Raw genomic sequence first — 14,805 nt, forward strand, 5'->3', positions numbered from 1 at the left:
AGTCGGTGGGGCCCGCGTGGAGCGGGTGTGGAGGGCCGGGAGCCCGGAGGCCGGCGTCGGCGGGGGTCTTGAGGCAAGGCCGGGGCGGGTGTGGGGGTGACCGCCGAGGCGGGCGCGCCGTCCGGCAGGACGAAAGCCCCGGTCGGTCACCTCCGCCGACCGGGGCTCTCTCTGCCCCCGGACCCGGCCGCGGCGGCGACACTCCCCCGAGCTACGCGCTGTGCGCGAGTACCGGCGGGCCAGGTCCGATGTAGTGATCAGATCAGGGGCCGCCAACAGATCGCTAACATGTGGCCAACGGTCCTCCGGTACGGCACGGTCGGCCGGAACGCACGGACGCGACAGGGCGGTACGGCACGGGGGCACGGGGAGACGCGCGTGAGTGAGCTATGCGGGCTGCGCTTCGGCCTGCTCGGGGCTCCCGCCGTGTACGACGCCGAGGGCGAGCCCCACCCCGTGCGCGGGGCCAAGGTGCGCGCCCTGCTGGCCGCGCTCCTCCTGGAAGCCGACAGGGTCGTGTCCACCGTCGCCCTCAAGGACGCGCTGTGGGACGACCGCCCGCCGCCCTCCGCGCAGGCCTCCCTCCAGAACCACGTGACGCGGCTGAGGCGTCTCCTCGACGATCCGCTGCGGCTGCGCGCCGTGCCGCCCGGCTACCGACTGCGGGTCGATGAGGGCGAGTTGGACGTACGGGTCTTCGAACGCCACGTGGCACGGGCGCGGATCGCCCACGCCGACCGCGACTGGGAGCGGGTGGCCGACCACGCCGCCGAGGCGCTCGCGCTGTGGCGGGGCACGCCGTTGGGCGGCCTCCCCGGCTCCCTGGCCGACCACCCTCTCGTACCGCGCCTGGAAGAGGCACGCCTCCTTGCCCTTGAATGGCGGTACGACGCCGCTCTGGAACTCGGCACCGGTCTCGCCGCGCTCGCCCCCGAACTTGCCTCCCTGGTCGCGCAACACCCCCTCCGCGAGGCGTTCCACCGCCAGCTGATGCTGGTCCTGCACCGCACGGGCCGCCAGGCCGAGGCCCTCGCCGCCCACCGTGAACTCCGCCGCAGGCTCATCGAGGAGCTGGGCGTGGAGCCGGGCCGCGCGGTACGGGACGCGCACCAGGAGGTGCTGCGGGGGCCGGCCGCCGACGCGGAGCCGTCGGAGGAGCGGGGTGGGGGAGCGGGGCGGCCTGGGGCGTCCAGGGGTTCCGGGACTTCCGAGGGCTCCGGGGGTTCCAGGGCTTCTGGGGCTTCCGGTGACTCCGGGGATTACGGGTCTTTCGGGGCCTCCGAGGCTTCTGGGGCTTCCGGGGACTCCGGGGACTCCGGGGATTTCAGGGCTTCTGGGGCTTCCGACGGCTCCGGGGATTCCAGGGCCTCTAGGGCTTCCGGCGACTCCGGGGATTACGGATCTTTCGGGGCCTCCGAGGACTCCGGGGCTTCCGCGGACTCCGGGGCCTTCGGGGCTTCCGAGGCCCCCGGGACTTCCGGGGATTCCGCGGGTGCTGGGAGTGCCGCGGGTGCCGGGAGTACCGCGAGTGGCGGGAGTGGTGGGAGTCCTGGGTGTTCTAAGGGCGCGGAAAGGCCGCGGCACGGCGCTGCGAGCACCGGAAACAGAAGAGGCATCGCCCAACTCCCGCCCGCCCCCGCCCACTTCACCGGGCGCGCCGACACCGTCTCGGCCCTCCGGCTCGCCCTCGCCGAGGGCCCGCGCCTCGCGGTCGTCTCCGGCATGGCGGGCGTGGGCAAGAGTGCGCTCGCCGTGCACGTGGCGCACGCGCTGCGCGAGGAGTTCCCCGACGGCCAGCTCTACGTCAACCTGCGCGGCGCGACGCCCGGCATGGACCCGCTCACCCCCGGCCGGGCACTCGCCGCGCTCCTCCGCGACCTCGGCGCCGAACCGTGCCGCGCCCCGGGCGGGGCCGAAGACCCCGACGCGGCCGGGGCGTTGCTCCGCTCGGTGCTCGCGCCCACCCGCACGCTCATGGTCCTGGACGATGCCGCGACGGCCGCGCAGGTACGGCCCCTGCTGCCCGCGGGGCCCGGCTGCGCGGTCATCGTCACCAGCCGTTCGCCGCTGACCGCGCTCGACGGCGCCGCGCGCTTCCCCCTCGAACCCCTCTCCGACGGGGAGAGCGCGGCGCTCCTGCGCGCCGTCTCGGGCCGTGCCGGACTCGATGCCGGGCACCCTCTCGTCGAACTCGCGGGCCGTCTCCCGCTCGCCCTGCGCATCGTCGCCGCCCGCCTCGCCGCCCGGCGCGCCCTCACCCCGGACGCCCTCGCCGAACTCCTCACCGTCAGCGGCGGCCGTCTGCACCACCTGGAGTACGACGACCTGAGCGTGCGCCGTTCCCTCGCCGTCGCCCTCGACGCCCTGCGCACCTCGGACCGCGAGGCCGACCGGGACGCCGCCCTGGCGCTCGCCCGGATCGGCGCGCTCGACTTGCCGACGTACGGAGTGCCGTTGCTGGCCCGCCTGTTGGGCACGGGTGAGCTGCGCGCCGGGGCGGCCCTCGACCGGCTCGTCGACGTCGCGCTCCTCGACGAGACGTCCTACGGCCGGTACACCCCGCACGATCTCGTACGGGACTTCGCGCGGGAGACGGCGGCCCTCGGGCTCCCCTCCTCCGGGGCGGCACCGTCCGAGGCCGTTGCCGGCGGGGTCGTGGAGGAGGCCTTCCACTGGTACGCGGAGTCCGCCCGCCGCACCCTCCTGGCGATCATGCCGGAAGGCCTGGACCGAACGGACCGCCTACGCGGCGTCACACCCCACCTCGACCGGCCCGCCCCGGTCGACTCATCCGTCCCGGTCAGCCCATCGGGCCCGCTCGGCCCCTCAGGCCCACCCGGCCCGCCGAGCCCGGCAGGTCTGCCCGGGTCGTCCGCCCGGCCTGGCGTGCCCGGCTCGCCCCACCGGCCCAGCTCCCTCGACCGGCTCGGTTCGCCCGACCGGCCCGGCTCCTCGGACCGGCTCGGTTCGCGCTCCCTGCCTGGTTTCCCTCTCCGGCCCGACGCGGGTGGCGACGGCGTGCCCGGTTCCCCCGACCGGCCTGGCTCGCCCGACCGTCCCGACTCGCCCGACCGGTCCAGCTCCGCCGACCAGCCCGGCTCCCCTCACCGGTCCGACGCCGGTGGCGACGGCGTGCCTCTGTCCGTCGAGGCCGCCTTCGCGTGGGGTGACACCGAGCTCGCCAACATCCTTGCCCTCACCGAACGCCACGAGGCCCCCGACGGTCTCCTCCCCGTCCTGGTCCGCTGCCTCTTCCCGTACCTGCAACGCCGCGGTCGCCTCACCGAACTGGACACCCTCGGCACGCTCGCCCTGGCCGCCGCCCGCCGCGAGGGCGACCGCGGCGCCGAGGCCCAGGCCCTCACCGACCTCGCCGGGCTGCGCTTCATGTCCGGCCGGGGCGGCGAGGCCCTCGCGTTGAACGACGAGGCGCTCACCCTCTGGCGTGAACTCGGCATCGTGTCCTGCGTACGCCGTGGCCTCAACAACCGCGGCCTCCTCCTCGAAGGACTCGGCCGCCACGCCGAGTCCGCCGAGGCGCTCCACCAGAGCCTGGCGCTCGCCGACGAACTCGCCGACCCGATCGGCGAGGCCATCACGCTCAGCCATCTCGGCAACCTGTACGAGCACACCGACGCCCGCGCCGCCATCACCCACCACGAACGCAGCCTCGCTATCGGTGAGGCCATCGGGCACGCCGTCGTCCGCCAGTCCGCCCACTGCAACATCGGCTACGCCCACCTCACCCTCGGCGAACCGGCCGCCGCGCTCGCCCACTTCGAGGAGAGCCTGCGGCTCCATGGCGAGTACCAGGACTGGCACGGCGCGTCCCAGGCCCGGCTCGGCCTGGTCCGCGCGCTGCACGGACTCTCCCGCGACGGGGACGCGGCGCGGGAGTGCGCCGTGCTCCTCGACCGCGCCGAACGGCGCGGCGACACCCACATGACGGGACTGGGCCGCCACCAGCACGGCCTGCTGCTCCGGGCGGCGGGACGCGAGGACGAGGCACGCGAACAGTGGCGTGCCGCGCTCGACGCGCTCGAGGGCACGGACAGCAAAGTGGTGGGCGAGCTGCGGGTGTTGCTGGACGGGCGGGGGTAGACGCGGTGACCCGGGCTCGGGTGCGGGGTTCGCTCCGGTGCGGGGGTGTTTACGGGTGCGGGTGCGGGTGCGGGTGCGGTGTGGCTACGGCTGCGGCTACTTCGCGTCCGCGTAGCACTCCACCACGGACGTCGTGAACGGGAACCGGACCGGTGTCTCCCCGAAGGCGATCCTCCCCGCGAGGTTCCCCGCCTCGCCGATGGCGCGCGCCACCGCCTCCGCCTCGTCCGCGGGACAGTGCACGATCACCTCGTCGTGCTGGAAGAAGACGAGCTCGGCGCGCAGCCCGCGCTCCGCGATCGTCCTCCGCAGCGCGGCCAGCATCAGCAGCGCCCAGTCCGCGGCACTGCCCTGCACCACGAAGTTGCGCGTGAACCGGCCGCGCGCGCGGGCGTCCGACGAGGCGTAACCCGGCGTGAACTCCGCCCCGGCGGCCGCCGGTTCGGCTCCGCCACCGTCCGGTGCGGCACCCGTCGTGTCACGCGGAGTGGCACGCGTCCCGGCGAAGGACGGGGCGGTGCGCTCCGCGGGGGCCTCCTGCGGAATGCCCGCCTCGTCGTCGTCCTCCGCACCCACCGCCGGCGGACTCGTGCGGCCCAGCCAGGTCCGTACGAGCCGTCCCTCCTCGCCCGCCTTCGCCGCGTCGTCGACGTACGCGACGGCGAGCGGGAAGCGGCGGCGCAGCGCGGCCAGGTTCTTCAGGCCGTCGCCCGACGTCTGCCCGTACACGGCGCCGAGCAGCGCGAGCTTCGCGTGCTCGCGGTCGCCCGCGAACGCGCGGTCGGACAGCCGGGTGTACAGGTCCCCCTCGCTGCCGGCCACCTCCATCAGGCCCCGGTCGCGGGAGATCGCGGCGAGGACCCTCGGCTCCATCTGGTCGGCGTCGGCCACGACGAGCCGCCAGCCCGGGTCGGCGACCACGGCCCTGCGGATGATCTTGGGGATCTGGAGCGCCCCGCCGCCGTTCGTCGTCCAGCGGCCGCTGACCGAACCGCCCGGCGTGTACTCGGGGCGGAAACGGCCGTCGTGCACCCAGTCCTGGAGCCAGCTCCAGCCGTGGGCCGTCCAGATCCGGTACAGCTTCTTGTACTCCAGGAGGGGTTTCACCGCGGGGTGGTCGATCCCCTCGATCTCCCACCGCCGCGTCGACCTCACCTTGATGCCGGCCTGTGCGAAGGCCTTCACGACGTCGGCGGCCAGGTCGGGGCGGACACGGCGGCCGAACGCGGCCGACACGTCGTCGGCGAGCTCCGCGAGGCGGCGCGGCTCGCCACGGCCCGCGTACCGCTCGCCGAGCAGGTCGGTCAGGAGCGCGCGGTGGACGTCGGCGCGCCAGGGCAGGCCCGCGACGTTCATCTCGGCGGCCACGAGCATGCCCGCCGACTCGGAGGCGGTGAGCAGGCGCATGCGGCCGGGGCGGTCCGTCGCGTCGTGTCTTCGCTGCTGCTCGGCGTGGACCGCCACGAGGTCGGCGAGGGAGACGTCGATGCCGCCGGGGCGCGGCTCGAAGAGGGAGTCCTGAGTGCCGGGCTCGGCGGCGCGGGGCGGGGGATCGGGGGGTACGGGGGTGTGGCGGAGGCGGGCCAGGGCGGCGGCCGCGGAACGGGGCTCGCCGAGGCGGCCCTCGTGGCCGAGGAGGAGGAGCTCGGCGGCCTCGATGTCGTAGCAGCGGTCGACGCGGACGTGGGCGGCGAGGAGGCGGGGGTAGATCCCGGCGGTCGACCGCCAGACCCACCGGGTCACCTCGGGGCGCTTCCGGACGGCCTCGGCGAGGTCGGGCTCGCGGATGACGGGTCCGACGGGCAGCCCGTCGCCTCCGAGCGCCACAAGCTCGGCACCGCCTCCCTCCGTGGCCGCGATGGCCCACCGCTCACTCTCCATGGGCCGAGTCTGACACCGGGGTCTGACATCGACGGGGGCTGGCGGGGCGCCTTGGGCGGGGGCGGGGGCGGGTCGGCTTGGGCTGAGGTCTGCGCCCCGGGTCCGGTTGTGGGCGCGGGGCGTGGGGGGCGTGGGGGGCGTGTGCAGCCCGGTGGGGGTAAGCGCCTGGGGATCGTCTGTGGGTGCGGGGCCGCGGGGGTATGTGCGTACTCGCTATCCCTGCGCCGCGCTGCACGAACAAAGACGGCATAGTGTGCTCGGTGCTCCGTGCGCACATACCCCCACGTCCCCTCCCGTCTCGCGTGCGGCTGCCGGCCGGCAGGGGGCAGGTCCCGTCCGGGGTAGCCGCGGCCGGTCCCTCCGGCCTGGCCCTTGCACTGGCCTTGCGGTGCAAGTAGGTGCCTGTCCTGTACTCCGGTCATGGGGCCGGGGAGAAAAGGCACTCGCTCCCGCCGCGCGCAGCGCCGTAGCTCCCGGGGCCCCGACCCCCGTCGCGGGCCCTCGCCCCTGACCGCTCGGCGCTGGCGCACGCCCAACCCCCGAACCTCCCGCATCGAGTGCACGCCCCGCCCCCAGACCACTCCTCGCGCCTGCACGCCCGCTCCCTCCCGAGTCCCACCTTGCGTCGCGGTGCAAGGCCCACCCCCGTCCCGAGTCCCGACCCGCATCGCGGGGCAAAGCCCGCCTCCGTGTCGGTCTCCCACCCCCGCCCCCCGCCCGGCGTCGCGGAGCGAAGCCGCTGCCCCTACTCCCGCCCTGCGGCGCGGGGTAAACGGGTGGGTGGGTGGGAGGGATCCGCCGCGGAGCGGCGGGGCTGGGGCTAGGGAGAGGAGGGCCCGCACCTGACGGGTGTACCCGGCGTGCGGGGGTGGCGGGGCGCTGCGAGGCTCGCTGCATGCGAGTGGCGCTGGCACAGACCGACTGCGCCCTGGGTGAGGTCGGGCAGAACCTGGAGACCGCACGGGACCAGGTCGCCCTGGCGGCGACCCAGGGCGCCGATCTCGTCGTCTTTCCCGAGCTGAGCCTGCACGGCTACCACCTGGGCGGCCTGAAGAAGGACATGTCGATCACCACGGACGACCCCCGCCTGCTCGCCCTGACGGAACCCGGCGGCCCGGACGTCCTGGTCGGCCTCCACGAGCACACCGCCCTGCGCGCGTACAACACCTCGGCGTACTTCACCGGCGGCCGCCCGCTGCACGTCCACCGGAAGCTGTACCTGCCCAATTACCTGGCGTGGGAGGAGCGCAAGCACGTCAGTCCGGGCCAGCACCTGCGCGCGTACGACCTGCCCGGCGGGCACGGCCGTGCCGCCACCCTCATCTGCAACGACGCGTGGCAGCCGGTGCTGCCGTGGCTCGCCGTGCAGGACGGCGCCGAGGTCATCCTCGTGCCGACGAACAGCGCCGCGAGCCTGGATCCGGAGGCGATGGACACCGGCGTGTACTGGGACACGCTCCTGTCGTACACCGCCCGCATGCTGCAGTGCTGGGTCGTCTTCGTGAACCGGGTCGGCAATGAGAACGGCGCCTCGTTCTGGGGCGGTTCACGCGTCGTCGACCCGCGCGGCACGGTCGTCGCGCAGGCCCCGAAGTGGGAACCGGGCCTGGTGACCGTCGACATCGACGTGCACGAGGCCCGTCGGCAGCGCCGCGCCGTACCGCTGGTCGCCGAGGCACGGCTCGGCCTGGTCCACCGCGAGGTGCGCCGCCTCATCGACGAGGGCGGCGACAGCTGAACCGGGGGCGGGGGGCCGGGGAGGCCGCGGGCAGGCTGCCCGTGATGGCCCGGGTCCCGGCTACCGCGGCGGCCACCGCCACCACCGCGCACACGCCCACGCTCACCCCGAGCACGTCCCACGGCACCGTCACACCGGCCGGCACCGACAGGCGGGCCAGGGCGGCGGACAGGGCGCCCAGGTTGACGGCGGTGACGGCGAGGCCGAGGACCGTGCCCACCGTGACGGCCGCCAGCGCCTCCCCGGCGACGACCAGCCGCACCTGGCCGCGGGTGGCGCCGACGAGGCGCAGCGAGCGCAGCTCCGTGTGGCGTACGGGTGTCGCCATGAGGAGGGTGCCGGCGAGCGAGATGGCCGTGTAGGCGAGGGAGATGCCGAGGATCATCAGCAGGCCGAGCCGTGTCTGGGGCCGCGTCCGCGGATGCGTCGCGGCCAGCCACTGGTCGACGGTGCGGACCTGGCCCCCGCTGCGGGCCGCCAGCGTGGCGACGGCATCGGCCTCGGTACGGGCACTCACGGCGGCATCGCCGCTGGCACCGGCGCCGGCCCCGTCCCGGTTCAGGCTGCTCCGGGCGACCCGCGCGTCCACGGCATCGGCCCCGGCACTGGCGCTGGCACTGGCGCCGGCCCCGTCCCGGTTCAGGCCGCTCCGGCCGGCCCGCGCGTCCACGGCATCGGCCCCGGCACTGGCGCTGGCGCCGGCCCCGTCCCGGTTCAGGCCGCTCCGGGCGACCCGCGCGGCGCTGGCATCGGCCCCGGCGCTGGCACCGGCACCAGTACCGACGCCAGCACCAACACGGGCACCGCCACCAGCACCAGCACCAGCACGGGCACCAGCCCCGGCACCGCCACCGACGCCGGCACCAGCACCAGCACGGGCACCAGCCCCGGCACCGCCACCCACGCCGGCACCACCACCACCACCGGCACGGGCACCGGCACCGCCACCACCACCAGCCCCGTCCCCACCACCAACCCCGCCCCTCCCCAAGCGCACGTCGATGCGGTCCACCCTCGCGGTCCGCGCGTTTGCCGTGGTCACGTAGGCGCCGTTGTCGCCGGTTCCGCGGGCGAGGACCGCTGCGATCCGCAGTCGGGCGGGGTGACCGTCGCCGAGCCGGACGTCGACGCGGTCGCCGACCCGGTGGTTCTCCCACTCCTCGTTGACGACGATCGACCGGTCGTCCAGGTCGCGCAGGTCGCCCGCGACCACCGGCAGTCGGGAGGTCGCCGCCAGGGCCGCCGGGTCGGTGACGGCGCGGGCGTCGGACCGGATGAGGGCGCTGCCCTCCTCCCGTACGAACACGGCGGTCGACGCGGACGGGGAGACCGCGGCCGCCCCCGGCACGTCCCGGGTCCTCACCGGGCGCAGGTGCTCGCCCGTCACGACGAGGTCGGCGGCGGTCTGCTGTCTGGCCTGTGCCGCCTTCGCGCCGCTCACCGTCTGCGCCGAGCCGAGCAGGCTGCCCCCGAGGGCGACGGTGACGAGGACGGGGGCGGCGACGGCCGCGGTGCGGCGTACGGCGGCGGCGGAGTTCTCGCGGACGAGGAGAGCGATGGCGCCGGGCAGCCGGAGGGCGCGGACGACGGGGCGTACGAGAACGGGGGCGAGTGCGGCGGCCGCGGTGATGAGGATCATCGGCTGGGACGTGTACGTCTTGCGCGTGAGGAGGGCGGCCGGGTCCATGACCAGGGCCCGGCCGAGGAGTCCGGCGGCGCACGCGAGCAGGGCCGCCCCGGCGATCCGTCGGCTCCACGGCATCAGGCCGCTGTCGACGGACGCGTCGCGCAACGCCTCGGCCGGGGCGATGCGCCCGGCGCGCCGCGCGGCGGCCCAGGCGCCGGCGAGGGCCACCGAAAGGCCGGTCCAGAAGGCGAGTTGGAAGGGCCAGGAGAGCCAGGACGTCGTCGCGGGCACCGTGAACCACGGCGGCGCCACCTCGGCCCCGACCAGCACCCGGGCCAGCAGCGGGCCGCCCCACGCCCCGAGCGCGCACCCCGCGACGGACGCCGCTGCACCCACCGCGAGCGCCTCGCCCAGCAGCAGTCTGCGCACCTGCCCCGGTGTCGCCCCCGCCATCCGCAGCAGCCCGAACTCCCGCCGCCGCAGCGCCACGACGAAGCCGAACGTCGACGCGGTGACGAACACCGACACGAAGGCGGCGACCCCGCCCGCCGTCCCGAGGAAGGCGTTGACGGCGACCAGCGCCTCGGCGTCCCGCGCGGTGCCGGGGTCGGCGCGGCGGCGGTCGTCGCCGGTGAGGACGAGGGCCCGCCCGCCGACGAGTGCGCGCACGGCCCGGGCGGGTGCGTCGACGCCGACGGCGTCCCGGGCGGCCCCGTCGAGCCGGACGGGCCCGAGCCGCCGCAGCTCGCGCAGAAGTTCGATGTCCACAGGCTGTGGATGAGCGAGCGGCTTCGATACGTACGCGGTGCCCGGCCCCCGCTCGACCCGCACGGTCAGCCGGTCCTGCCCCATCACGACCACGGGCGATCCGGCGAACCGCACGGGCGCCCGGTCCGGCGCCGAGAGGCTCGCGGCGAGCCCAAGCCCCATGGCCGCGGTGAGCCCGACACCGAGGGCAACGGCCACGAAGGCCCCGAGGAGACTGCTCCACCGCCGGCGCAGGGAGGAGAGGAGGACCCGCTTCACCGTCCCGCCACCTCCACCTGTGCGTGCCGATGGGCACCACCAAGACGTACGACGCTTTCGCTCATGTCCCCAGCCAACCGCCGTGCGCCGTGCGGAACACGACCACTGGGGGGCGTCCGGGGGTAGGGCCAGCCATACCCCCCGGCCCCCGGGAGGCCGCGGAGGCTCCGGCCCGAAGCCCGCCCCCCCCGGGTCTCCCCCTCCGGCCCGCAGCTCGCCACCCCCCACCTCCTCATACCCTTGGGCCCATGGATTCGGTGATCGACAGGGCGTTCGCGGCGGCGCTGTACGGCGACGGGGACGACGGTCTTGACACCGGCGCCTCCCTCCTTGCCGCGGCGCCCGACGCCGACGACGAGCTGCGCCGTCGCGGCGAGGAGTACCTCGGCCGGGCCTGGCGGCACGGCTGGCAGCCCGCCGACGTGATCCGCCTCGTCCGCCGCGACCTGGACGATCCGCACGTCCACCTCGCCGCCGACCTCATCCGCGCCGAGACCGGCCGCTACGCCCACCTGCCGCCCCGCTGGGCGGGCCAGCTCGCGGACATCGCGCCCGCCGCGAAGGCGTCCGGGACGCGTGACCGGGACCGCTTCACCCGGGCCACCACCCACCTCCAGCTCTACCGCCTGCTCCTGCGCCTGCCGCCCCTCGAACCGGTCGGACCGCCGCCGGGCGAGACCGTCCCCGGCCCGTCCGAGGGCGAACCCCGCGCCCTCACCCGTATCCGCGCGCTCCTCGCCAAGGCCGAGGCGACCGGCTATCCGGAGGAGGCCGAGGCGCTCACCGCCAAGGCACAGGAGCTGATGGCCCGGCACTCGCTCGACGAGGCGCTGCTCGCCGCCCGTACGCACGCGAAGGACACCCCCGGCGCGTGCCGCGTCGGCGTGGACGCCCCGTACGAGACGGCGAAGGCGATCCTCCTCGACGCCGTCGCCACCGCGAACCACTGCCGCGCGGTGTGGAACGAGGCGTACGGCTTCTCGACCGTCGTCGGCTTCGCATCCGACCTGGAGTCGGTCGAACTCCTCTACACCTCACTCCTGGTGCAGGGCACCGCGGCGATGACCAGGGCGGAGGCCGGGCAGCGCGCCGCGGGCCGCAAGCGCACCAAGACGTTCCGGCAGGCCTTCCTTATGGCGTACGCGCACCGCATCGGCGGGCGCCTGGCCGCCGCGGGCGAGCACGCGGTGACGGAGGCGGTGACGGAAGCGGCACAGCAGGCACGGGACACGGCCGCGCTCCTGCCCGTCCTCGCCGCCCGCGAGGTGGCCGTCACCGACCGTGCCGAGAAGATGTTCCCCGAGACGACCACCACGCGGGTCCGCGGGATCACCGACGGCGACGGCTGGGCGCACGGCACCGCCGCCGCGGACCGGGCCGACGTCGCGCACCGGGGGCGCGGGCCCGCGCTGCCTTGACGAGCCGGGGCCGGGTGTGGCTACTTCCGGGGCGTGGTCACTTCAGGAAGTCCGAGCACACGTGGGGTCCCAGCTCCCCGCCCGACCGGGGCACCAGCGTCACCCGTACGTCGTCCGGACGCGTCCGCCCGCGCTCGTCGAGGACGGCGCGGGCGCGGGCCAGGCTGCAGACCAACTGGCCGGTGAAGTTGCGGTCCTGGACGGAGGACGGGTCGAGCTCCAGATCGGGCAGGCCCACCGTGAGCCGGTCGCCCTCGCCCGTGACCTCGAACCGTCCGCTCTCGACCAGCGAGGAGAGCCCGGCCCGCCGCTCAGCACTGGAGGGGCCTTCCATCAGCAGCTTGATGACGGCCGCCGGTTCGGTGATCTGCCGGTCGGGACGGGAGACCCCTTCGAGCCGTCCGGTCTCGGAGACGAAGTAGATCCGCAGCCCCTTGGTCAGCCCGCCCGCCGCCTCGCCCGCGTCGACCACGCCGGTGGGCCGGACCCCGCAGCCGCCGAGGAGCAGCGCCGCCGCCACGATGAGGACGGCCAGCAGAACGACCTTCTTGCGCGCTCCCTTACGTACTTCCGAGCGCGCTCCCTTGCCTACGACAGTCAGCACTCGGCCACCCCTTTCGCCCTCCCCGCCCTCCCGGACCTCTCCGCCCGCTCCTCCGTCTCCGGGTGCCGCCACGGCAGCCGGAGCGTGAACACCGCCCCGCCTCCAGCCCTGTTGGCCGCTTCGACGGTCCCGCCGTGCAGCCGGGCGTTCTCCAGCGCGATGGCCGTGCCGAGTCCGCTGCCCTCCGACCGGGTCCGCGCGCTGTCCGCCTTGTAGAAGCGGTCGAAGACGTGGGGGAGGACGTCGGGAGCCAGGCCGGGGCCCCGGTCGGCGACCTCGACCGTCACCAGGTCGCCGGCCGCCCCCAGGGTGAGGGTGACCGGTTCGGCGCCGTGCCGCAGCGCGTTGCCGACGAGGTTGGCGACGGCGACGTCGAGGCGGCGCGGGTCGACCACGGCCCGTATGCCGTCGGGGAGTTCGGTCCGTACCCGGGACGTCCAGCCGCGCAGTGCCAGCGTGTTCCGGATGGCGTCGGCGAGGTCGACGGCGCCGAGGTTGAGGCGTGCCGCGCCGGAGTCGAAGCGGGACATCTCCATCAGGTCGTCGACGAGCCGGGTGAGCCGTGCCGTCTCGGCGCTGACCGTGCGGGCCGCCCGCGCCGCGTCCGGCGGCAGCCTGTCGGCGTCCTCGTCGAGGACGGTGGCGACCATCGTCATCGCGGCGAGCGGCGTGCGCAGCTCGTGCGAGACATCGGCGACGAACCTCCGTGCCTTCGACTCCTGTTCGCGCAGTTCCGCGACGGACGTCTCAAGCGCCTCGGCCGTGCGGTTGAAGTCCCGTGCCAGGTCGGCGAGTTCGTCCCTGCCGCGCGGTACGTCGACCCGCGTGGCGAGCTCCCCGGCGGCGTGCCGGCGCGTGGCGTGCCCCAGTTCGCGTACGGGGCGCAGCACCGTGCGGGCGGCGAGCAGCGCGAGGGCGACGGTGAGCAACAGGACGGGCAGCAGACCGTCCCGTACGGCGTCGAGGATGCCCGCCGTGTCGTCCTGCTCGGCGCGGAGCGAGCTGACGGCGAAGACGTCGAGCCCGGACGGGGCACCGGAGTCGAAGGTGACGGGCGTGCCCACCACCAGATAGGGGCTGCCGTGCCGGTCGACCCGCTGGAGGCTCATGCGGTTCCGGGTCCGCACGGCGTCGCGCAGCGCTGCGGTGATCCGCGTGCGGTCGGCCGACGCGTCGGACGACGCCGTCAGCGAGCGGTACTCGGCGACCACGACGGTCTCCCCGAGCCCCTCGGCGACACCGGCCGCGAAACGCGTCAGGGAGACCTCGTCGGGAGGCATGGCGAGGTCGGCGGCGGCCTGGTCGACGCGGTTCTTGAAGTCGGTGCGCACCGCGTCCTGTTTGCGTTCGAGGACGGCGTCGCGGGACTCCCGGTAGGCGAGTCCGGTGGCGGTGACCGCGCTGACCAGCGCCACGAGCACGAAGGCGACGACCAGCCGGCCGCGCAGCCCGCCCCACACCTTCCAGGGCCGCCGCGCCCCGTCATCCCCGGCCCGCCGCACCCCGTCACAGGCCCGCCGCTCCCGCCACCCCGCCGCCCGTCTCATACGGGACCGAACCGGTACCCGAAGCCCCGTACCGTCTGCACGAACACCGGCTTCGCGGGCACGTCCTCGATCTTGGCGCGCAGCCGTCCGACCGCCGCGTCCACGAGCCGCGAGTCCCCGAGGAAGTCGTGCTCCCACACCGACCGCAGCAACTGCTCGCGGCTGAAGACCTGCCCCGGCGAGGCGGAGAGCTCCAGCAGGACGCGCAGTTCGGTCGGCGGCAGCGGGACGGGTGTGCCGCGCTTGGTGACGGTGAGCCCGGCGCGGTCGATGACGAGACCGGCGTACGCGTCCTCGCCCGGCCGCCGCCGCACCGGTTCGGCCCGCCGCAGCGCTGCCCGGATCCGCGCCTCGAGGACGGGCGCGGTCACCGGTTTCACCACGTAGTCGTCGGCGCCCGCCTCCAGGCCCCGCACGATGTCGCCGTCGTCGCCGCGCGCGGTGAGCATGACGACGGGGATCGTCGACCCGCTCGCGCGGATCCGGCGGCAGACCTCGAAGCCGTCCATGCCGGGCAGCATCAGGTCGAGCACGGCGAGCCGGATGCCGCGGCCCGCGGGCCCGGCGAGCAGGGCGAGGGCGTCCTCGCCGGTGGCGGCGGTGTCGACGGCGTACCCGTGGCGGCGCAGCACGAGCTCCATTCCGTCGCGCACGGACGCGTCGTCCTCGATCAGCAACACATTCGGGACTGGCGGCATTGGGGACGCGGGCGGCACGGGCGGTACTGGGGGCATGGCGATGATTATGGGCGAGGGTTTGCCCAGTTCAGGGCCGTTAAGTGTGATGAACGGGTGGGCGCCACGCATTGTTACGTTCTCATCATGCGGTGATGGACGGGCCACCATGTGCGGGCCCGACGGTGG

General features: G+C 75.2%; 8 protein-coding genes. 3 read left to right on the top strand and 5 right to left on the bottom strand.

Annotated features, from left to right (window positions below):
• The first annotated feature begins 378 nt into the window (after positions 1-378).
• Positions 379-4,101 carry an AfsR/SARP family transcriptional regulator gene (locus tag ACZ7DY_RS24965; protein ID WP_471138555.1) on the top strand — a complete coding sequence of 1,241 codons (3,723 nt, stop codon included), beginning with the start codon at positions 379-381 and terminating at the stop codon, positions 4,099-4,101.
• A 96-nt stretch (positions 4,102-4,197) separates the two neighbouring features.
• On the opposite strand, the gene ACZ7DY_RS24970 is transcribed toward ACZ7DY_RS24965, so the two are convergent.
• A complete protein-coding gene (locus ACZ7DY_RS24970) occupies positions 4,198-5,982 on the bottom strand; it encodes a bifunctional 3'-5' exonuclease/DNA polymerase (protein ID WP_471138556.1) in 1,785 nt (594 codons plus the stop codon).
• An 895-nt stretch (positions 5,983-6,877) separates the two neighbouring features.
• Between ACZ7DY_RS24970 and ACZ7DY_RS24975 the strand changes: the two genes are divergently transcribed.
• Entirely contained in the window at positions 6,878-7,720 is an 843-nt protein-coding gene (locus ACZ7DY_RS24975; RefSeq protein ID WP_471138557.1) for a nitrilase-related carbon-nitrogen hydrolase, read from the top strand.
• Here ACZ7DY_RS24975 and ACZ7DY_RS24980 read toward each other — a convergent pair.
• Positions 7,695-10,373, bottom strand: a complete 2,679-nt coding sequence (locus tag ACZ7DY_RS24980; protein ID WP_471138558.1) for an FtsX-like permease family protein — start codon at positions 10,371-10,373, stop codon at positions 7,695-7,697. The two genes, ACZ7DY_RS24975 and ACZ7DY_RS24980, sit on opposite strands and share 26 nt — an antisense overlap.
• A 248-nt stretch (positions 10,374-10,621) precedes the next feature.
• Here ACZ7DY_RS24980 and ACZ7DY_RS24985 point away from each other — a divergent pair, with 248 nt between their 5' ends.
• Positions 10,622-11,791 carry a DUF2786 domain-containing protein gene (locus tag ACZ7DY_RS24985; RefSeq protein WP_471138559.1) on the top strand — a complete coding sequence of 390 codons (1,170 nt, stop codon included), beginning with the start codon at positions 10,622-10,624 and terminating at the stop codon, positions 11,789-11,791.
• Positions 11,792-11,828: 37 nt separating this feature from the next.
• On the opposite strand, the gene ACZ7DY_RS24990 is transcribed toward ACZ7DY_RS24985, so the two are convergent.
• The 3 genes from ACZ7DY_RS24990 to ACZ7DY_RS25000 are packed head-to-tail and all read right to left on the bottom strand — an operon-like array spanning position 11,829 to position 14,640.
• Entirely contained in the window at positions 11,829-12,395 is a 567-nt protein-coding gene (locus ACZ7DY_RS24990; RefSeq protein ID WP_471138561.1) for a hypothetical protein, read from the bottom strand.
• A complete protein-coding gene (locus ACZ7DY_RS24995; protein ID WP_471138562.1) occupies positions 12,389-13,942 on the bottom strand; it encodes a sensor histidine kinase in 1,554 nt (517 codons plus the stop codon). The genes ACZ7DY_RS24990 and ACZ7DY_RS24995 overlap by 7 nt, the downstream gene beginning before the upstream one ends.
• Entirely contained in the window at positions 13,939-14,640 is a 702-nt protein-coding gene (locus ACZ7DY_RS25000; protein WP_471138705.1) for a response regulator transcription factor, read from the bottom strand. The genes ACZ7DY_RS24995 and ACZ7DY_RS25000 overlap by 4 nt, the downstream gene beginning before the upstream one ends.
• Positions 14,641-14,805 lie beyond the last annotated feature (165 nt).

The sequence above is a fragment of the Streptomyces sp. NPDC037013 genome, assembly GCF_055607265.1.

Excerpts from the sequence above, each read along its gene's own strand:
- ACZ7DY_RS24970 (WP_471138556.1), bottom strand. The coding sequence starts at position 5,982 with ATGGAGAGTGAGCGGTGGGCCATCGCGGCCACGGAGGGAGGCGGTGCC.
- ACZ7DY_RS24975 (WP_471138557.1), top strand. The coding sequence starts at position 6,878 with ATGCGAGTGGCGCTGGCACAGACCGACTGCGCCCTGGGTGAGGTCGGG.
- ACZ7DY_RS24985 (WP_471138559.1), top strand. The coding sequence starts at position 10,622 with ATGGATTCGGTGATCGACAGGGCGTTCGCGGCGGCGCTGTACGGCGAC.
- ACZ7DY_RS24995 (WP_471138562.1), bottom strand. The coding sequence starts at position 13,942 with ATGAGACGGGCGGCGGGGTGGCGGGAGCGGCGGGCCTGTGACGGGGTG.
- ACZ7DY_RS25000 (WP_471138705.1), bottom strand. The coding sequence starts at position 14,640 with ATGCCGCCAGTCCCGAATGTGTTGCTGATCGAGGACGACGCGTCCGTG.